The sequence below is a fragment of the Piscinibacter sp. HJYY11 genome, assembly GCF_016735515.1.
Lineage (GTDB): Bacteria > Pseudomonadota > Gammaproteobacteria > Burkholderiales > Burkholderiaceae_C > Rhizobacter.
On the sequence record NZ_JAERQZ010000001.1, the window covers coordinates 3,432,762 to 3,453,102 of the forward strand.

Sequence of the window (20,341 nt, forward strand, 5' to 3'; positions counted from 1 at the left end):
CGAGTCGATCCGGGAAATGGATGCAGGGGCGGCAAAAAATTTTCGCGCCCCCCGGCGCTGGGTGCAACGGCGCTGTGCGCCATGACGACGCGCCTACAATCGCGCCCCTTTTTGCGGGCCCCCTTCCATGTACTGCGCCATCGACTTCGGCACGTCCAACTCGGCGATCGCGATTCCGGTCGACGGTGCGATGCGGCTGGTCGAGCTGGAGCCGGGGCACCCGACCATGCCGACGGCCGTCTTCTACTACGCCGAAGGGCCGGAGACGAACGGCCCGCCGCGTGCCTTCGGCCGTGCGGCACTGGCGGCCTACGTGGAAGGGGTCGATGGCCGCTTGATGCGCTCGATGAAGAGCATCCTCGGCAGCAGCCTGGTCGACCAGACGACCGACGTGGGCGGCGGCCGCGGTGCCAAGTACCTCGACATCATCAGCGGCTACCTGCTGCACCTGAAGACGGCCGCCGAACGGGCGGCGGGCACGCGCATCGAGCAGGTGGTGATGGGCCGGCCGGTGTATTTCGTCGATGGCGAACCCGAGCGTGATGCGCAGGCGCAGGCCTCGCTCGAGACGGCGGCCCGGGCCGTGGGCTTTCGCGAGGTGCACTTCCAATATGAGCCGATTGCAGCCGCCTTCGACTACGAGCGCACGGCCTCGCGTCAGGAAATCGTGCTCGTGGCCGACATCGGCGGCGGCACCTCCGACTTCTCGCTGGTGCGCGTGGGCCCCGAGCGTGCGGCGCACCTGGAGCGCAAGCACGACATCCTGGCCAACCACGGCGTGCACATCGCTGGCACCGACTTCGACCGCCGCATCGAGCTCGCGAGCATCCTCGGCGAGTTCGGCTACGGCGCGCTCGGCCCGAGCGTGAACGGCGCGCCGGCGCGCGAAGTGCCGAGCGGCGTGTACTTCGACCTCGCCACCTGGCACCTGATCAACACCGTCTACAACCCGGCACGTGTGGCCGAGCTGCGGCAGATGCGCAGCTTCTACGCCGAGCCGAAGCACCACCAGCGCCTGATGACGGTGGTGACCGAGCGGCTGGGCCATGAGCTCGCCTCGCGCGCCGAAGACGCCAAGATCGCGGTGGCCGACGGCGGCGAGGTGCGCATCGACCTGAGCCATGTCGAACACAAGCTGGCCTCGAGCTTGAGCGAGCCGCAGGCGGTGGAAGCGATCGAGGTCGACCTCGATCGCATCGTCGAGGCGGCGCGCGTGACCGTGGCGCAGGCAGGGCTGCAGGCGTCTGAGGTGGATGCGCTCTACTTCACCGGGGGCTCTACCGGCCTGCGCCTGCTGGCGCAGCAGATCGCGGCGGCCTTCCCGCAGGCGCGCGCGGTGCGTGGCGATCGCTTCGCCAGCGTGGCGACGGGGCTTGCGCTGTACGCGCAGCGCTGGTTCGAGCGCGTGCAATAGCGTTCAGCGGCGGCGGCGGTGCGGCGGCGGGCCAGGGCGCCTGGTCTTCGCTGCAGGTTTGGGTGCCGCGGGCACCGGGCGGCCGACGTCGGCCAGCAGCAGCGTCGCGCGCACGAGTTCTTCCACTGCGGCGCTGAGATCTTCGGGTGGCTCCAGCGTGTCGATCTCGGCGAGCAATTCGTCGGCGTCTTCCAGGTCGTCGGGGTCGAGGTGGCGGTACAGCAGCGCGAGCGGCTCGGTCAGCGCGTGCGCATCGCGCTGCATCAGCTCGGGGAAACACTCCATCGCGAGGGCGAAGCCGGCGACCCATGGGTACACCGCGTCGGGGGCAGCGGGCTCGTCCTCGTCGTCCGACTCGAGCTCGAACACCCAGGGGTCGAACCATTGCCGGCGCGCGATGGCGTCGTTGAGCTCTGCATGCCGGCGCTGCGCCAGTGCATGCAGGCGAGAGGCGTCGAAGCCCGCCGGCAACGCGCGCGCGTCGGCATCGGTGATGTGCGGCAGCCAGCGGCTCGCGGGCACGCGCACCGGCTGCACGAGCACGCCGCAGAGATAACCATCGAGCATGCTCACGTCCAGCGGCTCCAGCGGCGCGGGCACGCGGTCGAGCAGCGTCTGCAACTCGTCAATCTCGTGTTCGCCGAGGGGTGATGTGACGTTCACGCGATGGGGAGGGAGTGGTGTGGGCATGGCGCATTGTCGCGCTCCCCCCAAAGGAGGGTGACATGTCGGCAACATGTCGTCGAACGATGCGTCACCGTGCGAAATGGCGGAAACACAGGCGTTGCCGCATGTCGTATGACCATGCGAAAGAGCGCTTGCTACAAAGCGTTTCGATGCGTCCCTCGTATTGGGGATGGATGGTGTTTGTGAGCCACGACTACAGTGCGCCGGTGCTGTCACACGGGGTCTTTTGACCACCAACGTACACGGCTCCACTCGACAGAGCGCCGAAGAAAAACAACGCGACGCAGAAGCGAGAGAGCCCGCAACGGTCCCAACGACGTCCTCTAGAGGACTTGAACGGCCCACCCTTCACCGGGTGGGCTTTTTTTTGGCCTCGCCTTGATCAATCCATGGGAAAGCCATCGCTGAAGCCATGCTTCAAGTGGCTCACCAGGGCCTGCACCGCCTTCGGTGTGGTGGGACTCCACGGGTGCAGTGCGTAGATGGCGTCACCGAACGCGCCCACCGGCCGCCATGCCGGCAGCACCACACGCAGACGCCTGGCGCGCAGCGCGGCTGCAGCGCTGAAGTCAGGCAGGAGCGCGATGCCCTGGCCCGAGAGCGCGGCATCGCGCAGCACCTCGCTGTTGCCCGCGCGCAGCGGGCCCTGCACCGTGACGCTCAATCGCTCCGGCCCGCTGCGAGCGGCACGCTCGAACTGCCACACCGTGGGGCCCGGGCGCAGGTAGGCGAGGCAGGCGTGCTGGGCCAGGTCGCTCGGGTGCTCGGGCGTGCCATGCCGCTTGAGGTAGGCGCTGCTTGCCACCAGCAACGCGCGTGAGCTGCAGAGCTTCCACGCCACATGGTTGTCGGGCGGTGCGCTGGTGTGGCGCACGGCCAGGTCGTAGCCTTCGTGGGCCAGTGTCGCGATGCGGTCCGACAGGTCGAGGTCGACCCGCACTTCGGGTTGCGCGCGGATGAAGCTGTCGATCAATGGCGCGAGGTGCTGGCGGCCGAGCGCGACGGGCGCCGTCATGCGCACCAGCCCGCGCGGTTGCGCGGCGAGGTCGCGTGCTTCGCCGATGCTGCGCGCGATGAGCGCGAAGCTCTCGGTCGTCTGCTCGGCCAGGCGCTGGCCGGCCTCGGTCAGCCGCACCGAGCGGGTGGTGCGCTGCACGAGCGTCTGGCCCACCGCACGCTCGAGGTCGCTGATGCGCTGGCTCACCGCCGCCTTCGACAGGCCCAGGCGCTGTGCTACCTGCGTGTAGCTCGCGGTCTGCGCCAGCAGCACGAGGGTGTGCACCTGCGGCCAGAGCAGGTCGACGCGGGGATCGAGGGTCGCCATGGTTGTTCAGTTTATCGAACAATGAAGTCAGGCTGGTCGCATTGGCAAGCGGGGACACGAGGCCTAGACTGATATCAGCAACACACGAATGGAGATCGCCATGGGCGCACCCGAAGCCTTCACCACCGCCACAGACGTGGGCCATTTCATCGGCGGGGTCGCCGTGGCGGGCACCAGCGGGCGGCGGCAGGCGGTCTACAACCCGGCCACCGGCCAGGTGGCGCGGCAGCTGTCCCTCGCGAGCGTCGACGAGGTGAAGGCCGCCGTGGCGTCAGCGCAGGCCTCCTTCCCCGCCTGGGCTGACACCCCGCCGCTGCGGCGTGCGCGGGTGATGTTCAAGTTCCTCGAGCTGATGAACCAGCAGCGCGACACGCTCGCCGCGATGATCACCGCCGAGCACGGCAAGGTGTTCACCGATGCGCAAGGCGAGGTGAGCCGTGGCATCGACATCATCGAGTTCGCCTGCGGCATCCCCCAGCTGCTGAAGGGCGACTACACCGAGCAAGTTTCGACCGGCATCGACAACTGGACGCTGCGCCAGCCGCTCGGTGTGGTGGCCGGCATCACGCCGTTCAACTTCCCGTGCATGGTGCCGTGCTGGATGTTCCCGGTCGCCATCGCCGCCGGCAACTGCTTCGTGCTGAAACCGAGCGAGCGTGACCCGTCGCCCTCGATCTTCATGGCGCAGCTGCTGAAGGAAGCCGGCCTGCCCGATGGGGTGTTCAACGTCGTGCAGGGTGACAAGCTCGCCGTCGACACCCTGCTGACCCACCCCGACGTGAAGGCGGTGAGCTTCGTCGGCTCGACGCCGATCGCGCAATACATCTACGAAACCGGCGCCCACCACGGCAAGCGGGTGCAGGCCCTCGGCGGCGCGAAGAACCACATGGTGGTGATGCCCGATGCCGACCTCGACCAGGCCGTCGATGCGCTGATCGGCGCCGGCTACGGCTCGGCCGGCGAGCGTTGCATGGCGATCAGCATCGCGGTGGCCGTGGGCGACGTGGCCGACAAGCTGGTGCCGGCGCTCGCCGCACGTGCGAAGACGCTCAAGATCAAGAACGGCATGGAGCTCGACGCCGAGATGGGCCCGATCGTCACCGCGCAGGCGCTGGACCGCATCACCGGCTACATCGACCACGGCGTGAAGGAAGGTGCGCAGCTCGTCGTCGACGGCAGAGGCTTCAAGGTGCCCGGCCATGAAGGCGGCTTCTGGCTCGGCGGCACGCTCTTCGACCATGTGACGCCCGAGATGAAGATCTACAAGGAAGAGATCTTCGGCCCGGTGCTCGGCGTGGTGCGCGTGCCCGACTTTGCGGCGGCGGTGCAGCTCATCAATGAGCACGAGTTCGGCAACGGCGTCGCATGCTTCACCAGCGACGGCAACGTGGCGCGCGAGTTCGCACGCCGCATCCAGGTCGGCATGGTGGGCATCAACGTGCCCATCCCGGTGCCGATGGCGTGGCACGGCTTCGGCGGCTGGAAGAAGAGCCTCTTCGGCGACATGCACGCCTACGGTGAAGAGGGCGTGCGCTTCTACACCAAGCAGAAGAGCGTAATGCAGCGCTGGCCGGCGAGCATCGGCAAGGGGGCCGAGTTCGTGATGCCCACCTCCAAGTGATTCAGTCGTAGAGAATCACGGTGTCGCCCTCGCCGGGCATGCAACCCTCAGCGATCGGCTCCCACCCACGGCGCACCACCATGTGCCGCTCGTTGTGGCAGAACTCCATGCGCGTGGCGCCCGGCACCTGCTGGCGCACGAAGGCTTCGATCGCCACTGGCATGCTGATGCGCAGCGTTGCCGCGTCGAGGTCTTCCGGCGGGTGATCGTCGCGGTGCAGCCAGGGCACGAAGGCCATCGCAATCGACAGCAGCCAGCGGTGGTGGATGTCGAAGTGGCTCGGCTGGTAGTCGCGTTGCACCAGCCACTCCTGCGCCTCGGTACGCGAAGTGATCGTCGCGTCGGACCACGCGCTCGCCAGCAGCTCGGCGACCCACTGGTTGCAGTTCTGGTAGCGATCGCTGAACGCAAACGCATTCGCGCTGTACGTGCCCGCCAGCAGCGACAGCGCACCGCGCTTGTCGAGCGCGGCCGCCTCCAGCCGCTGCGCGGCGGCTTCGGGCAGGAACACCACCGAGACGTAGCCCTCCTTCGGGTCTTCGGTGCCGAGCAGGAAACCCGCGATGCCCTGGTCGAAGATGCGCGGCCGCCCTTCGTCGCAGGCGTAGTAGAGCTGGCGCACCGCCCAGGGCGTGTCGGTGTTGGCCTTGAGGCTGACACCGGCGTGCGAGTAGCGGTGCCCGAAGCGGTCGAGGTCCAGCCCCGAGCGCGACATCAGCGCCACCCCGGCGGTGGCGTGTTGCTCCAGGGCGTCCTTGATGACGCCGCCCAGGCGGAAGAGGCGGTCCTTCTGTGCGGCGTCGAGGTCGAGCGGCTTGTCGCAGAAACGGTAGCTGCCCGCGTGGGCGCTAAGGGCAGCACCGCACAGCCCGAGCAACACCGCCGACTTGAAAAGCCAGCGGGCGACCCAGCGTGAAATCAAAGCGTGACGGCGTTCGACTGCAGCTCGCGGTGCCAGGCGTCGTGCATCACGAGGAAGAAGGCGCGGCCGGTGTCGGCCTTGGCGAATTCCACGCCATAGGCGCGCGGCTTGGCGGTGATGACCTGGCCGGCGGCCACCGGGTCGCGTGCGACGACCTGCTCCGGCACGTAGAGGTAGAAGCTGTCGTCGGCCTTCGCGTCGGCGGCCACAGGGGCCAGCGTCAGGCGCACGGTGCCGGGGCGTTCGGCCACGGCGGCGACGTCGGTCACCTTGTAGTCGCCGGCGGCGGTCTTGTCTTTCTTCGACGAGGCGTCACTCGACTTCTCGAACGAGGTGGAGACGCTGCCGACCGAGGCCGACACGCCTTCGGAGGCGGACGACGCGGCGGTCGAGCTGGCAAACGCCGGGAGAGCGGCGCTGCCGAGGCAAAGGGCAAGGGCGGTGGCAAGGCGGGTGGGCTTCATCATGCGCTCCAGAAACGGGGTCAGGGACAGCGCAGCATAGTCCAGCCGCGCCGCCCCGATGTTGCCAGTCTGTGGCGTATGCACACCACCGCCCACCGGTTGCACGGTGTTTCAACCGTGCGACGCGAGCAGGGTCAATCGCCCTTGAAACCGGAGGCCTTGACGATCGCCGCCCAGCGCGGGCCTTCGGACTTGACCATCTTCTCGGCGTCGGCTCGCGAGGTGCCGGTGACGGTGAAGCCGGCCTCGCTGAGCTTCTGCTTCACGTCGGAGGACTGCACCGCGGCCACGGCCTGCTTGTTCAGCGTGTCCAGCACGGCGGCCGGCGTGCCGGCGGGCGCGAAGATGGCAAACCAGGCGGAGAAATCGATCTTGGGCAGGCCGCTCTCGGCGAAGGTGGGCACGTCGGGCAGCAGGGGCGAGCGCGTGGGCGCGGTCGTGGCCAGCGCACGCATCTTGCCGCCCTTGAGCTGCGCCGAGGCAAAGCTCGTGGACACGAACGCCGCTGTCACGTCGCCGTTCGCAATGGCGGTCACAGCGTCGCCGGTGGCACGGTAGTGGATGGGCTCGACCTTGAAGCCGGCCTGGTCGCCCAGGATGTCGGCACCGAAGTGGCCCGGCGTGCCGGCGCCGAAGGTCGCGAAGTTCACGCGGTCCTTGCTGGCCTTGGCGGCCTTGAGAAGATCGGCCAGCGTCTTGTGGGGCGACGAGGCCGGGATGACCAGCACGAAGTCGGAACGCACGATCTCCGAGACGACCGCCAGCTCCTTCGCCGGGTCGTACGGCAGCTTGCTGAACGCGGCCGGCGCGATGCTGATCGAGCCGACTTCGCCGATCAGGAGCGTGTAGCCGTCGGCCGCGCTCTTGGCGACCGCCTGCGTGGCGATCTGGCCGCCGGCACCGGCGCGGTTGTCGACCACCACCGACTGCTTGAGCCCGGCTTCCAGCTTCTGGCCCACCAGGCGGGTGACGGTGTCGGGTGCGGTGCCCGGGGGGAAGCCGACGATCAGCTTCACGGGCTGGCTGGGGTAGGCCTGGGCCAGGCTCAGGGTGGGCAGGGCCACGGCAGCAAGGCTGGCGGCGGCGATGAGGGCACGGCGGGTGTGGCGCATGGTCATGGGTCTCCTTGGTGGCGGAGTGTGGGCCGGCCTGTTGCGACCGTGTGTCATCCGTGAAGACGACAACGCGGCGTCATCTTCTGGGATGACCGGGCGAACCCCGGCGCGCGCGTATCGTCAGGCCATCCTCCCGCCTCGACGCCGCTGCATGACCGACATCGCCCCGCCGCCCGCCCTCGTCCCCATGTGCCAGGTCCGCTGCGAGGTCGACCAGCTCGTCACGCTCGGCGGCGGCCCGTACGGCGAGCGCCGCTACATCCCGCTCAAGGGCGGCACGGTGCGAGGCCCCGAGCTCAACGGCACGCTGGTCGACGGCGGGGCCGACTGGCAGATCCACCGCGGCGATGGCGTGCTCGACATCTCGGCCCACTACGTGATCCGGGCCGACGACGGTGCGCTGATCGAGGTCACGAGCGTGGGCATGCGCCACGCCGAGCCGCCGGTGATGGAGCGCCTCGCGCGTGGCGAATTGGTCGACCCGAAGGAGTATTTCTTCCGCACGCTGATCCGCTTCCAGACGGGCGCGGCGGCGTGGTGGCACCTCAACAAGACGATGGCGATTGCCTCCGGTCGCCGCGAGGCGCGCCTCGTGGTGCTCGACTACTTCCGCATCACCTGATCAGAGTTTCTCGGTCTCGCCGCTTTTCGGCTGCCACTTCATCAGTCGCCGCTCCACCTGGCCGACCAGCATGTCGAGCAGCAGCGCAAACGCGGTCAGCACCAGGATGCCCGCCATCACCGTGTTGATGTCGAAGGCGCCCTCGGCCTGCAGGATCAGGTAGCCCACGCCGCGCGCCGAGCCGAGGTATTCGCCGACCACCGCGCCGACGAAGGCCAGGCCCACGCTCGTGTGCAGCGAGCTGAAGACCCAGCTCATGGCGCTCGGCAGGTACACATGCCGCAGCAGCTGCCGCTGGCTTGCCCCCAGCATGCGCGCGTTGGCGAGCACGATGGGGCTCACCTCCTTCACGCCCTGGTAGACATTGAAGAACACGATGAAGAAGACGAGCGTGACACCCAACGCCACCTTGCTCGCCACGCCGAGCCCGAACCACACCGCGAAGATCGGCGCGAGGATCACCCGCGGCATCGAGTTCAGCGCCTTGATGTACGGGTCGCAGATGGCGGCGGCGAGCGGGCTCAGCGCGAGCCACATGCCGCAGGCGAGGCCGAGCACGGTGCCGATGCCAAAGGCGAGCACCGTCTCCAGCAGCGTCACGCCGAGGTGCTGGTAGATGTCGGCATTGGTGACGAACCAGGCCCAGATGCGGCCGAAGATCTTGAGCGGCTCGCCGAAGAAGAAAGCGGCCTGTCGGTCGTCGGCAAAGAGGAAGGGCGGCACGAGGCCGGGCGTGGTGAGCACATGCCACAGCACGAACACTGCCACCAGCAGCGCGAGCTGCGCGGCACGCAAGGTCAGGGTGCTCTTCATGCGGCGAGCTGCTGCTGGTAGCCCTTCAACACCTCGTCGCGCAGCACCGACCAGATGGCCTGGTGCAGCTCCACGAAGCGCGGCGTCACGCGCACCTCGGCCACGTCGCGTGGGCGCGGCAGGTCGATGTGGAATTCGCCGATCGGGTGCGAGGCCGGGCCGGCGCTCAGCACGACGACGCGGTCGCTCATCGCAATCGCCTCGTCGAGGTCGTGCGTGATGAACAGCACCGCCTTCCTCTTGGCCGCCCACAGCGCGAGCACCTCGTTCTCCATCAGCTGGCGCGTCTGGATGTCGAGCGCGGAGAAGGGCTCGTCCATCAGGATGATGTCGGGGTCGAGCACCAGGGTCTGTGCCAGGCTCACGCGCTTGCGCATGCCGCCCGAGAGCTGGTGCGGGTAACGGTCGCCGAAGCCGCCGAGCCCGACGCGCTTCAGCCACTCGTCGGCCTGCGCCTGCGCATCGGCCACGCCGCGGAATTCGAGCCCCGCCATCACGTTGGCCCGCGCGGTGCGCCAGGGCATCAGCGATTCGGTCTGGAACATGTAGCCGGCGCGACGGTTGAGCCCGCCGAGCGGCTCGCCGAACACCCGCACCGTGCCCGTGCTCGGCGCGAGCAGTCCGGCGGCCACGTTGAGCAGGGTGCTCTTGCCGCAGCCGGTCGGCCCGACCACCGAGACGAACTCGCCGGCGCCGACGGTCAGCGACACGTCCTTCACTGCGGTGTAGCGCTGCGAGGCGTCGTCGCGCGAGACGAAGGTGCAGGCCACACCTTCGAGCGAAAGGGCCGGCGCGCTCATCCTTTGGGGTATTTCGCGTTGGCCTTCTTCACGAAGTCGTTGGTGTAGACCGCGCCGAGGTCGAAGGTGACGCTCTTCAGGCTCTCGTCGACGCTGAGCAGCGCGCGCAGCGCCGTGGTGGCGCCCGCATCGGGCACGGTGCCGTCGGGCGAGAGGGCGCTCTTGCTGGCGAGGAAGGCATCGATGTAGACGGCACGGTCGCCGAGCAGGTAGCCCTCGGGCACGGCCTTCACGATCTCGCTCGGGCCGGCGGCCTGGATCCATTTGTTGGCGCGCACGATCGCGTTCGTCAGCGCCTGCACGGTGCGCGGGTGCTTGTCGATGAAGGCCTGCGGCGCATACAGGCAACCGGCCGGCATCGGCCCGCCGAACACCCGCTCGGCCTCGGCGACCACGCGGGTGTCGGAGACGATCTTCAGGTCGCCGCTGCGTTGCAGGAGCGTGATCACCGGGTCGAGGTTGGACATCGCGTCGACCTGGCCGGCGCGCATGGCCGCCACCGCACCGTTGCCCGCCCCCACGCCGATGATGGACACGTCCGTCGGCTTCAAGCCGGCTTTGGCCAGCACGAAATTCACCATCACGTTGGTGCTCGAACCCGGCGCGGTGACGCCGATCTTCTTGCCCTTCAGGTCGGCGATGCCCTTGAAGCCGGGCATGGTCTTCGGGTTCACGCCCAGCACGATCTGCGGTGCGCGGCCCTGCAGCACGAAGGCGCGCAGCTTCTGGCCCTTGGCCTGCATGTTGATCGTGTGCTCGAAGGCGCCCGACACCACGTCGGCGCTGCCGCCGATCACGGCCTGCAGCGCGCGCGAGCCGCCGGCGAAGTCGACGATGGTGACGTCGAGCCCTTCGGCCTTGAAGTAGCCCAGGCTCTCGGCGATGGTGAGCGGCAGGTAGTACAGCAGGTTCTTGCCGCCCACCGCGATGCTGAGCTGGGCTTTCTCGGGCGCCTGCGCCGCCTGGGCGTGGGCGAGGCCCGGCAGCGCCAGCGCGGCCAGCGTGAAGGTACGTCGTTGCATGGCTGTCTCCTCGTTTGAGTCACTTGTACCAAGCGCGCGGAAAGACGTGCATCCGTAGAATCCACCGCAATGCGAGTCGAACTCCAGCGCCTGGCCGCGCTGCTGGTGCTGGCCTGTGCCGGTGCCGCAGCGCTCGCCGCACCGCCGCCGCCGGTGCCCGTGGTGGCCCCTGCCGCCGACCCCGCCGCCTCGGCCCCCGTGTCGCTCTCGGCGCGCAAGGTGTATGAGCAGGCGCGTTCGCAGCTCGTGCAGATCCGCACCGTGCTCAAGGGCCAGGCGAGCCAGACCTCCGTCGGCTCCGGCTTCGTCGTCAGCCGCGATGGCCACCTGATCACCAATTTCCACGTCGTCAGCGAGGCCGCGCTCAAGCCCGAGCGGCACGATCTCGTGCTCGTCACCGCCGACGGGCGCGATGCACCGGTGCAGATCCTCATGCTCGACGTGCTGCACGACCTGGCGCTGCTCAAGGTGCGCGACCCGAAGAAGACCACGGGCTACGACGCGCTCAGCTTCCGCCCCGACACCGACAAGCTCGCGCAGGGCGAGCGCATGTACTCGCTCGGCAACCCGCTCGACGTGGGCTTTGCGGTCATCGAGGGCAACTACAACGGCCTGGTGGAGCGCAGCTTCTACCCGCAGATCTTCTTTGCCGGCTCGCTGAGCGGCGGCATGAGCGGCGGCCCCGCGCTCGACCAGGCCGGGCGCGTGATCGGCATCAACGTGGCGCGGCGTGTCGATGGCGAGCAGGTGAGCTTTCTCGTGCCGGCCTCGTTTGCGAGCGCGCTGCTCGCCCGTGGCCGCGACGCACCGCCGCTGGCGGGCAACGCCTGGCCCATCGTCGCGGCGCAGCTCGCCGCCCACCAGGACGTGCTCACCGAGCGCTTCATCGCCCAGGGCTGGAAGCCGGCCACGCACCCGCGCTACACCGTGCCGGTGCCACCCGATCGGTTCATGCGCTGCTGGGGCAGCAGCGAACCCTCGCGCACCGGCGGCCTCGACTTCGAGCGCTCCGACTGCGTGATGGACACGCGCATCTTCGTCGGCGAGTTCAACACCGGCACCATCTCCACGCGCCACGAGGCCTACGACGGCACGCGCCTGGGCACGATGCGCTTTGCCTCGCAGTACGCGGCGAGCTTCCGCAACGAAGGCTTCGAGCGCCTGCGTGCGCAGCACCAGACCAAGCCGCAGTGCCACGAGAACTTCGTCGACCGCAAGGGCCTCACGCTGCGCGCCGTGGTCTGCGTGCGGGCCTACAAGAAGCTGCCCAAGCTCTACGACGTGGCCGTGCTCGTCGCCACGCTCGACCAGCCGCAGGCCGGCGTGCAGGGCCGCTTCGACGCGCAGGGTGTGAGCTACGCCAGCGCGATGAAGCTCGCGCAGCACTACATCGAGGCCTACGCATGGGTGAAATGACCGTGGCCGGGCCGCTGCGCGTGGGCACGCCACTGGCCGTGCTGGAGGTGCTCGACCGCGACGGCTTCGTGCGCCAGAGCGTGAAGGTGATGGCCTGGCCGCTGCGCGTGGGCCGTGCGCTCGACAACGACCTGGTACTCGACGACCCCTACACCGCGCCCCACCACCTGGTGATCGGTCGCGATGCGAACGGGCAGCTGGCGGTGACCGCGGGCGACAGCGTCAACGGCGTGCAGATCGAAGGCCCCACCGGCCGCGCCCTCGCTGCCGGCGAAGCCGTTCCGCTGCCGGCGGCGCCGCAGGACCGGCCGGCGCAGCTGTGGCTGGGCCGTACGCACCTGCGCCTGCGCCTGGCCTCGCAGGTGCTGGCGCCCGAGCAGGCCCTCGTCGGCGCGCGCGAACTCACGCAGGGCGCGCTGTCGCTCGCCGTGCTCGTGCTCCTGACGGCCGCGGTGCTCGGCTTCAACACCTGGCTCGAGAGCGAGCCCGACCTGCTCACCAAGGCGCTGGCCTCGTTTGCGATCTCGGCGCTCGGCATCGGCCTCGCCTGGAGCGGCGTCTGGACGCTGCTCTCCAAGGTCTTCACCCGCCAGGGGCACTTCGGGTGGCACCTGCGGGTGATGCTGATGGCGGTGCTGGCCTGGCAGGCGCTGATGGCGGGCACCGCGCTGCTCGCCTTTGCCTTCTCGTGGCCGTGGCTCACCGACTTCAACTTCGTGCCGGCCTACGCCATCCTCGGCGCCATGCTCTATTTCCACCTGCAGGCGGTGGAGCCGCAGCACCCGCGCCGCACGCTCGGCTTTGCACTCGGCAGCGCCACCATCGGCGTGCTGCTCAGCGTGTGGTTCAACCTGCAGGCGACCGACCGGGCCGGCAGCGAGCTCTACATGAACCACCTCTTCCCGCCGGCGCTGCGTGTGGCCAAGCCGGTGGAGGTGCCGGAGTTCATGCAGGGCGTGGCCGACCTGCAGTCGCGGCTCGACGCCAAAGCGAGGAAACCCGATGCTGAAGAGTGAACCGCAGCAGACCGTGCTCGTGACCGGCGGCAGCCGCGGCATCGGCGCGGCCACCGCGCGCCTGTGCGCCGCGCGTGGCTGGGCGGTGGCCGTCAACTACACCCGCGACGCCGCGGCCGCCGAAGCGGTGTGCGAATCGATCCAGCAGGCCGGCGGCCGCGCCCTCGCCGTGCAGGCCGACGTGGCCGACGAGGCCCAGGTGCTGGCGATGTATTCCCGCGTCGACGCCGAGCTGCCGCCGCTGCACGGCCTCGTCAACAACGCGGGCGTGATCGACGTCGCGGCCCGCGTCGACGAGATGAGCGTGGCGCGCCTGCGCCGCATGTTCGACATCAACATCCTCGGCAGCTTCCTCTGCGCGCGCGAAGCGGTGCGCCGCCTGTCGACGAGACACGGCGGCAGCGGCGGGGCGATCGTCAACCTCTCGTCGGCGGCGGCACGCATCGGCTCGCCCAACATGTACGTCGACTACGCCGCCTCGAAGGGCGCGGTCGACACGCTCACGATGGGCCTTGCGAAGGAAGTGGCCGCCGAAGGCGTGCGCGTGAACGGCGTGCGCCCCGGCATCATCGACACCGAGATCCACGCGTCGGGCGGGCTGCCCGACCGGGCGCGCCAGTCGGCGGCGCTGATCCCGATGCAGCGCCCCGGCACGGCCGAGGAGATCGCGCAGGCCATCGTCTGGCTGCTCGGCGACGAGGCCAGCTACACCACCGGCGCCATCCTCGACGTGACCGGCGGCCGCTGAAGCAGGCGAGCCTCGGTCAGAGCCCGGCGAGCTGCCGCGCCTGCTCGCGCTCGTGCGGCTTGAAGTGCGCCTGCAAGAGGCCCTCGAGGCGCTCCTGCTTCTCGGGCACGCTCAGGTCGGCGGCGTAGACCTGGCCGCGTTCGCGGATGAAGCCCGGGTGGCGCAGCGCCCAGGCCTGGCGCTCGGTCTCGAGCTTCTCGCGCTCGAGCTCGACCACCGATTTCGCGCCTTCGACCTCGACGAACTGGCGGCGCATGAACACCACCTCGTCATCGCTCTCGCCGCGCGCGCGCATCTCGGCCGCCAGCTTTTCCATCGCGAGCGAAAACTCGGAGCCGCCGAATTCCTGTGCCGCCACCTCGGGCGGCAGGCTCATGCGCAGGGCCAGCAAGCGTTGCTGCTGCTGGGCCTCGTTGAGTGTCGGGTCGGCGAGGATGCGGGCCACCTCCGCCGCGTAGCGCTGGCGTGCCTCTTTCACATGGGACAGGTCCGGCGTCGCCACCGCCGGGGTGGGGCGACCGCGGGGCTCCACGCGGAGGGCGATCGAGGTGCCCGACACGGGCCGGTCCTCGTCCGTCTCCGGCACGGCCACGTCGGCCAGGGCCGGCGTGTGGCGGTCGATCGCGGCAAGCCGGTCCGCCAGGCTGCCGCGCCCGGCGTCGGGCGATGGGGAGGACAGGTGGGCCACGACCGCCGCCACCGCCGCGATGCCGGCGACGGTGCCCCAGAAGGGCGTGCTGAACGACGTGCGGGTCGCTGTCACGGTGACGGCCATGGCCTTGCCTCCTCGCTCGCTCTTGGGTGCTCAGGGCTCAGTGGGTCACGAAGCCGTTGAGCCAGGTGAGGTTGGCCTTCAGGCCCCAGTTGGTGCTGCCATTGCGCCAGGTGCTGTCGGTCACGCTCTGCAGGCCGAGGCAGCCGCCGACGCGCTGGTAGCAGTGGTCGGCCGAGCCGTCGCCGACGGCGCTGTCGCGGATCATGATCCAGCCGCTGCCGTTGCTGGCCAGGCACTCGTAGGCGAGCGAGCCGCAGCTGCGGCCGGCGACCGCCTCGGACGACGAGCGCACACTGACGACCGGGAAGCTGTCGCTCTGGCCGTTGACGATGCGCACGTTGTCCTTCGAAATCGTGTAGTTGCCCGGCGTCATGCACGAGCTCATCAGGTAGGTGGTGTACGAGGTGTGCGAGCCCATGCCGTAGGCGGCGCGCACGCGGCTGTCGAAGTTCTTCGCGTTGACCGCGATGATGGAGCCCTGGCTGAAGCCGGCCACGACGATGCCCTTGGAGCAGTCGGCGGTCGAGCGAGCGCACAGCTTCGAGATGGCGCTCGAGGTCGAGCCGCTGTTGTAGATGTACTTGGCCTTGGCCAGGATCTGCGAGCAGGTGCCGAAGGCGGAGCTGTCGTACTGCACGGCGGCGGCGACGAAGCCCTTGGCGGCCATCTCGGCCACTGCGCCCATGGCCTGGGCGTTGTCATAGCTCTCCGTGGTGCCCACGGTGTAGATGAAGACGGGGTGCTTGCCCGTGGCGGGCTCGGTGCCCTTGATGCTGTGGGTGCTGAGGCCAGCGGAATAGGAGGACGTGAAGTCGGCGGCCTGGGCGGTGGTGCCCAGCAGGGCGGCAGCAAGACCGACGAGGGGGGCAGCGATGCGGATCAGACGAGAGTGCATGGCAACGATCTCCATTTGAGGTGTGGACGGCGTCTCTGGCTTCCGCCCTCTTGTTGCCCTGAGACAGTTCAGGGTGGAGTCAATGTTGCACGGTGGTCCAATCTTCGCTTTCGGGTTTTCATTTCGTTCGTGTACTTCTTGTCACATCTGGCCCAGAACCGCGGGTAAGCCCTTGGTTTGCGAGGGCTTGCTGAGGCTTTTGGCCAGAGGAGTGTCTCCGGCGAATTGGAATATTCGTCGGTCGTGCAATTTGCCGTGTTTTCAGCGCCGTTCGACGATCACCGGCACCAGCTTGAAGGCCTCGCGGATGCGCGAGGCGGCGTCCTGCGCTTCGGTGCGCGACACGAATGGCCCCGCCTGCACGCGGAAGAGCTGCGGCTCGCCCCACACCGCCAGCAGCGGCTGCAGCCAGTCGAGCTCGTCGGCCACCTGGCGCTGCAGCTGCTCGGCGCCGCCGCGCTCGCGGAAGGCGCCCAGCTGCACCCAGAAGCCGGGGGCCGGCGCCTCGCGGGGCGGGGTGGCGGCGGCCGGGCTGCTGTCTTGGCGGGCGGCGACCTCGACCGCCGCTGCGGCCGGCAGCTCCACCGCCGCGCCCGCCTTCCACGCGCCGCTGCGGATCTGCTCGTGCGTGAGCCGCTCCACCTCCACCGGCGCCACGCCGTTCAGCACGCCCAGGCGCATCGCGGCGGTGTAGCTGAGGTCGATGATGCGGCCCTCGTGGAAGGGGCCGCGGTCGTTCACCCGCACGATCACCTCGCGCCCGTTGGCCGGATTGCGCACCCGCGCGTAGCTCGGCAGCGGCATGGTCTTGTGCGCGGCCGTCATCGCATACATGTCGTAGCGCTCGCCGCTGGCCGTGGGCCGGCCGTGGAACTTGCGCCCGTACCACGAGGCCAGGCCTTTCTCGACCATCGGCCTGTCGGTGGCGACGGGCGTGTAGCTGCGCCCATTCACCTCATAAGGCTTGTTGGGCCCGCCCGTGCGGATGGGCTCGACGCGGGGCTGCGCATCGGGTGTCTTGTCGAGGCCGGCGGGGGGCTTGGCTTCGGGGCCGTCGCGCGTGGGCGTCGAGCTGCACGCGGCGAGGGCCAGCACACAGGCAAGGAGCCAGGGGAACAACAGGGGGCGGGTCATGGCGCACGATCTTCCCAAACCTGGACACGACCCGTGTGTCCGATGGTGTGATCACCCCAGCCAGTCGCGGAATGCCTGGGTCACCGCTTCCGGCTGCTCCATCGTGCTCATGTGGCCGCAGCGTTCGACGACCACGAGCCGGGAGCCCGCGATGCGGGCGTGCAGGTGCTCGTGGCGCGCCGGGGTGCTCCAGGCGTCTTCGCGGCCGCAGAGCACGAGCGTGGGGCAGGTGATGGTGGGCAGCAGCGGGTCGGCGTCGGGCCGCTCGAGCAGGGCCTTGATCTGCGCGGCGAAGACCTCGGGCGAGCTGCGCTCGAACATGTCGAGGATGGCCTGGAACACCGGGCCGCCGAGGCGGCTTTCATGCACCATGCCGCGCGCCCACTCGTCGGCCATCGCGCGCATGCCTTCGCGGCGGGCCTTTTCCAGCAGGGTGTGGCGGCCGAGCTTCTCGTTCTCGCCGGCCTCGCCCTGCGCCAGCGGGTGGTACGAGGTGTCGAGCAGCGCCAGGTGCGTGACACGTTCGGGCGCGAGGCGCCACACCTCGAAGGCCACACGGCCGCCCATCGAATGGCCGGCGAGGGCGAAGCGCGGGGCCGGGGCGGTGTCGAGCACGTGCTGCGCCATCGTGGTGAGGCTGTCGCGTTCGCCGTAGTGCACGACGTGCGCGTCGACACGCCGGCCGAGCGCGTCGATCTGCGGCGCCCACACGGCTCCGTCGCACACCAGGCCGGGCAGCAGCACCAGAGGCGTCGTATGGCTCATGCGGGGAACTCCTCGGTGTCGACCCCGGCCTGCGCCAGCGCGTCGTAGCGCGGGCCGACGACGGTGTGCCGGTTGATCAGTGCCTCGAGCTGCTGCACCACCGCCGCGTCGAGTCTCACGCGGTCGGCGCCGAGATCGTCTTCCAGGTGCGCCACGCTGCGCGTGCCGGGGATGGGGATGATGTGATCCGCGCGGTGCAGCAGCCACGCGAGCGCGAGTTGCGACGGCGTGCAGCCCACCCGCGCCGCGATGGCGCTGTAGCCCTCGAGCAGCTTCAGGTTGGCCGCGTAGTTCCCGGGCGAGAAACGCGGCATGGTCTTGCGGATGTCGCGCTCGCCGAGCGTGGCGACGTCGCGCAGCTCGCCGCACAGGAAGCCGCGCGCCAGCGGGCTGAAGGCGACGAACGCGGCGCCGATCTCGCGGCAGGCGTCGAGCACCGCGATCTCGGGGTTGCGCGTCCACAGCGAGTACTCGGTCTGCACCGCGGTGATCGGGTGCACCGCGTGGGCACGCCGGATCGTCGCGGCCGAGACTTCCGACAGGCCGATCGTGCGCACCTTGCCCTCGCGCACCAGGTCGGCCATCGCGCCCACGCTGTCTTCGATGGGCACGCGCTTGTCCCAGCGGTGCAGGTAGTACAGGTCGATGACCTCGGTGCGCAGGCGCTTCAGGCTTTGCTCGCAGCTCCACTTGATCGTCTCGGGCCGGCCGTCGACCACCCGCTTGCCTTCGGCGTCGCCGTGCAGGCCGCCCTTGCTCGCGAGCGTGAACCTCGAGCGGTGTGGGCTCAGCACCTCGCCGAGCAGCGTCTCGTTGAGGCCGAAGCCGTAGAGCGCGGCGGTGTCGAAGAGCGTGACGCCGAGGTCGAGCGCCCGCAGCAGCAGCGCCTCGGCATCCTGCCTCGAAGGCGGCGCGCCGTAGGCATGGCTCAGGTTCATGCAGCCCAGCCCGAGGGCCGAGACGGTGAACGGGCCGAGCCGGCGCTGTTGCATCACGCGTTGAGCTGCTGCTCGAGCTGGTGCAGCACCTGGTAGCAGGGCAGCACCTGCGCCACGCTGGCGTTGGGCTCACGCTTCTCGCGGATGGCGGCGAAGAACTCGCGGTCCTGCAGCTCGATGCCGTTCATCGACACATCGACCTTCGACACGTCGATCTTTTCTTCCTTGCCGTTCACCAGGTCGTCGTAGCGCGCGATGTAGGTGGCCGTGTCGCCGATGTAGCGGAAGAAGGTGCCGAGCGGCCCGTCGTTGTTGAAGCTCAAGCTGAGCGTGCAGATCGCGCCATTGGCGGCCTTGAGCTGGATGCTCATGTCCATCGCGATGCCGAGCGTCGGGTGGATCGGGCCCTGGATCGCGTTCGCCTTCACGATCGGCGAGCCGGTCTGGTACGCGAAGAGGTCGACGGTGTGCGCCGCGTGGTGCCACAGCAGGTGGTCGGTCCACGAGCGCGGCTGGCCCAGCGCATTCATGTTGGTGCGGCGGAAGAAATACGTCTGCACATCCATCTGCTGGATGTTGAATTCGCCCGCGACGATCTTCTTGTGCACGTACTGGTGGCTGGGGTTGAAGCGGCGGGTGTGGCCGCACATGGCCACGAGCTCCGTCTGCTTCTGCGTTGCCACGACCTTCTCGCCATCCTTCAGCACGTCGCACAGGGGGATCTCCACCTGCACGTGCTTGCCGGCTTCCAGGCAGGCGATGGTCTGGGCCGCATGCATCTGCGTCGGGGTGCAGAGGATGACCGCGTCGACTTCCTTGATCTTGAGGCTGTCGGCGAGGTCGGTGGTGACGTGCCGGATGCCGTACTTGTCGGCCACCTCTTGCGTCTTGCCGAGGTCGCGGCTGATGAGCGAGATGACTTCGACGCCGTCGATCTGCTTGATCGCGTCCAGATGTTTGATGCCGAACGCGCCGGCGCCGGCGAGTGCAACCTTGAGGGTCATGCTTGGTTCTCCAGGATCAGGTGGCCGACGGCCGTGTTCGATGCAGGCACGTGATAGAAGCGGTGCACCTGCTTGGGCGGTTTGACCGACATCGCGCCCCGCGCAATCAGCCACATCACGAGTTCGATGCCTTCGCTGCCGGCCTCGCGCACGTAGTCGATGTGCGGCACCTTGGCCAGGCCCTCGGGGTCGCTCACCAGGCGGTCGAGGAACTTGTTGTCGAACTCCTTGTTGATCAGGCCGGCACGCGGCCCCTGCAGCTGGTGGCTCATGCCGCCGGTGCCCCAGATCTGTACCTTCAGCGGCTTGTCGTAGCTCGCGATCGCGCGGCCGATGGCCTTGCCGAGGTTGTAGCAACGCTGGCCCGAGGGCACGGGGTACTGCACCACGTTGACGGCGAAGGGGATGACCTTGCACGGCCATTTGTCGGGCTGTCCGAACATCAGCGACAGCGGCACGGTGAGGCCGTGGTCCACGTCCATCTTGTTGACGATGGTGAGGTCGAAGTCGTCCTGGATGACCGAGTGCGCAATGTGCGAGGCGAACTCGGCGTCGCCCTCCACCACCGGCACCGGCCGTGCGCCGTAGCCTTCGTCGGCCGGCTGGTAGCGGTCGGCGCAGCCGATGGCGAAGGTGGGGATCATCTCCAGGCTGAAGGCCGTCGCGTGGTCGTTGTAGACGAGGAAGACGACGTCGGGCGTGTTCTCCTTCATCCATTGCTTGGAGAAGTCGTAGCCCTTGAAGAGCGGCTGCCAGTAGGGCTCGCCGGTCTTGCCCTGATCGAGGGCCGCGCCGATGGCCGGCACGTGCGAGGTGTAGACGGATGCGGTGATGTGGGCCATGTCA

At 69.0% G+C, this 20,341-nt stretch carries 21 protein-coding genes; 6 read left to right on the plus strand and 15 right to left on the minus strand.

What is annotated here, in order from left to right; genetic code table 11:
- Positions 1 to 127: 127 nt before the first annotated feature.
- Positions 128 to 1,414, plus strand: coding sequence for an Hsp70 family protein (locus tag JI745_RS15905; RefSeq protein WP_201808766.1), 1,287 nt, complete (start codon positions 128 to 130; stop codon positions 1,412 to 1,414).
- 3 nt (positions 1,415 to 1,417) lie between these two features.
- Here the strand turns inward: JI745_RS15905 and JI745_RS15910 are convergent, their stop codons facing one another.
- Complete coding sequence (locus tag JI745_RS15910) at positions 1,418 to 2,104, minus strand: YecA family protein (RefSeq protein ID WP_236675012.1); 687 nt, start codon at positions 2,102 to 2,104, stop codon at positions 1,418 to 1,420.
- A gap of 379 nt (positions 2,105 to 2,483) precedes the next feature.
- Positions 2,484 to 3,425, minus strand: coding sequence for a LysR family transcriptional regulator (locus tag JI745_RS15915; RefSeq protein ID WP_201808770.1), 942 nt, complete (start codon positions 3,423 to 3,425; stop codon positions 2,484 to 2,486).
- A gap of 100 nt (positions 3,426 to 3,525) precedes the next feature.
- Here JI745_RS15915 and JI745_RS15920 point away from each other — a divergent pair, with 100 nt between their 5' ends.
- The gene (locus tag JI745_RS15920; RefSeq protein ID WP_201808772.1) at positions 3,526 to 5,046 is read left to right on the plus strand and encodes a CoA-acylating methylmalonate-semialdehyde dehydrogenase; all 1,521 of its coding nucleotides are present in this window, start codon (positions 3,526 to 3,528) and stop codon (positions 5,044 to 5,046) included.
- Between the two features lies 1 nt (position 5,047).
- On the opposite strand, the gene JI745_RS15925 is transcribed toward JI745_RS15920, so the two are convergent.
- From JI745_RS15925 to JI745_RS15935, 3 genes are all read right to left on the minus strand, one after another.
- Positions 5,048 to 5,968, minus strand: a complete 921-nt coding sequence (locus tag JI745_RS15925) for a DUF2145 domain-containing protein (protein ID WP_236675013.1) — start codon at positions 5,966 to 5,968, stop codon at positions 5,048 to 5,050.
- Complete coding sequence (locus JI745_RS15930) at positions 5,965 to 6,432, minus strand: hypothetical protein (RefSeq protein WP_236675014.1); 468 nt, start codon at positions 6,430 to 6,432, stop codon at positions 5,965 to 5,967. The genes JI745_RS15925 and JI745_RS15930 overlap by 4 nt, the downstream gene beginning before the upstream one ends.
- A gap of 134 nt (positions 6,433 to 6,566) precedes the next feature.
- On the minus strand, positions 6,567 to 7,550 hold the full coding sequence (locus JI745_RS15935; protein WP_236675015.1) for a tripartite tricarboxylate transporter substrate binding protein: 984 nt from the start codon (positions 7,548 to 7,550) through the stop codon (positions 6,567 to 6,569).
- Positions 7,551 to 7,698: 148 nt separating this feature from the next.
- On the opposite strand from JI745_RS15935, the gene JI745_RS15940 reads away from it, so the two are divergent.
- Positions 7,699 to 8,169: a DUF3237 domain-containing protein gene (locus tag JI745_RS15940; RefSeq protein ID WP_201808776.1), complete on the plus strand. Its 471-nt coding sequence runs from the start codon at positions 7,699 to 7,701 to the stop codon at positions 8,167 to 8,169.
- On the opposite strand, the gene JI745_RS15945 is transcribed toward JI745_RS15940, so the two are convergent.
- Genes JI745_RS15945 through JI745_RS15955 form a run of 3 tightly spaced genes read right to left on the minus strand, consistent with a single transcriptional unit; the run spans position 8,170 to position 10,804 of the window.
- Positions 8,170 to 8,982, minus strand: coding sequence for an ABC transporter permease (locus tag JI745_RS15945; protein WP_201808778.1), 813 nt, complete (start codon positions 8,980 to 8,982; stop codon positions 8,170 to 8,172).
- A complete protein-coding gene (locus JI745_RS15950; protein WP_201808779.1) occupies positions 8,979 to 9,782 on the minus strand; it encodes an ABC transporter ATP-binding protein in 804 nt (267 codons plus the stop codon). The genes JI745_RS15945 and JI745_RS15950 overlap by 4 nt, the downstream gene beginning before the upstream one ends.
- A complete protein-coding gene (locus tag JI745_RS15955; RefSeq protein ID WP_201808787.1) occupies positions 9,779 to 10,804 on the minus strand; it encodes an ABC transporter substrate-binding protein in 1,026 nt (341 codons plus the stop codon). Before JI745_RS15955 ends, JI745_RS15950 begins: the two co-directional genes overlap by 4 nt.
- 69 nt (positions 10,805 to 10,873) lie before the next feature.
- Between JI745_RS15955 and JI745_RS15960 the strand changes: the two genes are divergently transcribed.
- From JI745_RS15960 to JI745_RS15970, 3 genes are read left to right on the plus strand one after another with little or no spacing between them, the layout of a single operon-like run.
- On the plus strand, positions 10,874 to 12,220 hold the full coding sequence (locus JI745_RS15960) for a serine protease (RefSeq protein WP_201808789.1): 1,347 nt from the start codon (positions 10,874 to 10,876) through the stop codon (positions 12,218 to 12,220).
- Positions 12,208 to 13,236, plus strand: coding sequence for an FHA domain-containing protein (locus JI745_RS15965; protein ID WP_201808791.1), 1,029 nt, complete (start codon positions 12,208 to 12,210; stop codon positions 13,234 to 13,236). Before JI745_RS15960 ends, JI745_RS15965 begins: the two co-directional genes overlap by 13 nt.
- Positions 13,223 to 13,984 carry an SDR family oxidoreductase gene (locus tag JI745_RS15970; protein ID WP_201808793.1) on the plus strand — a complete coding sequence of 254 codons (762 nt, stop codon included), beginning with the start codon at positions 13,223 to 13,225 and terminating at the stop codon, positions 13,982 to 13,984. The genes JI745_RS15965 and JI745_RS15970 overlap by 14 nt, the downstream gene beginning before the upstream one ends.
- Before the next feature lie 16 nt (positions 13,985 to 14,000).
- On the opposite strand, the gene JI745_RS15975 is transcribed toward JI745_RS15970, so the two are convergent.
- The 7 genes from JI745_RS15975 to JI745_RS16005 form a co-directional block, all read right to left on the minus strand.
- Positions 14,001 to 14,759, minus strand: a complete 759-nt coding sequence (locus tag JI745_RS15975) for a lipase secretion chaperone (protein WP_201808795.1) — start codon at positions 14,757 to 14,759, stop codon at positions 14,001 to 14,003.
- Between the two features lie 37 nt (positions 14,760 to 14,796).
- On the minus strand, positions 14,797 to 15,654 hold the full coding sequence (locus JI745_RS15980) for a hypothetical protein (RefSeq protein WP_201808797.1): 858 nt from the start codon (positions 15,652 to 15,654) through the stop codon (positions 14,797 to 14,799).
- 261 nt (positions 15,655 to 15,915) lie between these two features.
- A complete protein-coding gene (locus JI745_RS15985; protein ID WP_201808799.1) occupies positions 15,916 to 16,788 on the minus strand; it encodes a septal ring lytic transglycosylase RlpA family protein in 873 nt (290 codons plus the stop codon).
- 51 nt (positions 16,789 to 16,839) lie between these two features.
- A complete protein-coding gene (locus JI745_RS15990; RefSeq protein ID WP_201808801.1) occupies positions 16,840 to 17,553 on the minus strand; it encodes an alpha/beta fold hydrolase in 714 nt (237 codons plus the stop codon).
- A complete protein-coding gene (locus tag JI745_RS15995; RefSeq protein WP_201812594.1) occupies positions 17,550 to 18,545 on the minus strand; it encodes an aldo/keto reductase in 996 nt (331 codons plus the stop codon). The genes JI745_RS15990 and JI745_RS15995 overlap by 4 nt, the downstream gene beginning before the upstream one ends.
- Positions 18,545 to 19,495: a Gfo/Idh/MocA family oxidoreductase gene (locus JI745_RS16000; protein WP_201808803.1), complete on the minus strand. Its 951-nt coding sequence runs from the start codon at positions 19,493 to 19,495 to the stop codon at positions 18,545 to 18,547. Before JI745_RS16000 ends, JI745_RS15995 begins: the two co-directional genes overlap by 1 nt.
- Positions 19,492 to 20,337, minus strand: coding sequence for a class III extradiol dioxygenase subunit beta (locus JI745_RS16005; protein ID WP_201808816.1), 846 nt, complete (start codon positions 20,335 to 20,337; stop codon positions 19,492 to 19,494). Before JI745_RS16005 ends, JI745_RS16000 begins: the two co-directional genes overlap by 4 nt.
- Between the last annotated feature and the right edge of the window lie 4 nt (positions 20,338 to 20,341).

Coding starts and splice junctions, on each gene's coding strand:
- JI745_RS15985 (WP_201808799.1), bottom strand. CDS start 16,788: ATGACCCGCCCCCTGTTGTTCCCCTGGCTCCTTGCCTGTGTGCTGGCC.
- JI745_RS16000 (WP_201808803.1), bottom strand. CDS start 19,495: ATGACCCTCAAGGTTGCACTCGCCGGCGCCGGCGCGTTCGGCATCAAA.
- JI745_RS15990 (WP_201808801.1), bottom strand. CDS start 17,553: ATGAGCCATACGACGCCTCTGGTGCTGCTGCCCGGCCTGGTGTGCGAC.
- JI745_RS15935 (WP_236675015.1), bottom strand. CDS start 7,550: ATGACCATGCGCCACACCCGCCGTGCCCTCATCGCCGCCGCCAGCCTT.
- JI745_RS15965 (WP_201808791.1), top strand. CDS start 12,208: ATGGGTGAAATGACCGTGGCCGGGCCGCTGCGCGTGGGCACGCCACTG.
- JI745_RS15945 (WP_201808778.1), bottom strand. CDS start 8,982: ATGAAGAGCACCCTGACCTTGCGTGCCGCGCAGCTCGCGCTGCTGGTG.
- JI745_RS16005 (WP_201808816.1), bottom strand. CDS start 20,337: ATGGCCCACATCACCGCATCCGTCTACACCTCGCACGTGCCGGCCATC.
- JI745_RS15995 (WP_201812594.1), bottom strand. CDS start 18,545: ATGCAACAGCGCCGGCTCGGCCCGTTCACCGTCTCGGCCCTCGGGCTG.
- JI745_RS15920 (WP_201808772.1), top strand. CDS start 3,526: ATGGGCGCACCCGAAGCCTTCACCACCGCCACAGACGTGGGCCATTTC.
- JI745_RS15915 (WP_201808770.1), bottom strand. CDS start 3,425: ATGGCGACCCTCGATCCCCGCGTCGACCTGCTCTGGCCGCAGGTGCAC.
- JI745_RS15975 (WP_201808795.1), bottom strand. CDS start 14,759: ATGGCCGTCACCGTGACAGCGACCCGCACGTCGTTCAGCACGCCCTTC.
- JI745_RS15980 (WP_201808797.1), bottom strand. CDS start 15,654: ATGCACTCTCGTCTGATCCGCATCGCTGCCCCCCTCGTCGGTCTTGCT.
- JI745_RS15905 (WP_201808766.1), top strand. CDS start 128: ATGTACTGCGCCATCGACTTCGGCACGTCCAACTCGGCGATCGCGATT.
- JI745_RS15970 (WP_201808793.1), top strand. CDS start 13,223: ATGCTGAAGAGTGAACCGCAGCAGACCGTGCTCGTGACCGGCGGCAGC.
- JI745_RS15930 (WP_236675014.1), bottom strand. CDS start 6,432: ATGAAGCCCACCCGCCTTGCCACCGCCCTTGCCCTTTGCCTCGGCAGC.
- JI745_RS15960 (WP_201808789.1), top strand. CDS start 10,874: ATGCGAGTCGAACTCCAGCGCCTGGCCGCGCTGCTGGTGCTGGCCTGT.
- JI745_RS15950 (WP_201808779.1), bottom strand. CDS start 9,782: ATGAGCGCGCCGGCCCTTTCGCTCGAAGGTGTGGCCTGCACCTTCGTC.
- JI745_RS15940 (WP_201808776.1), top strand. CDS start 7,699: ATGACCGACATCGCCCCGCCGCCCGCCCTCGTCCCCATGTGCCAGGTC.
- JI745_RS15910 (WP_236675012.1), bottom strand. CDS start 2,104: ATGCCCACACCACTCCCTCCCCATCGCGTGAACGTCACATCACCCCTC.
- JI745_RS15955 (WP_201808787.1), bottom strand. CDS start 10,804: ATGCAACGACGTACCTTCACGCTGGCCGCGCTGGCGCTGCCGGGCCTC.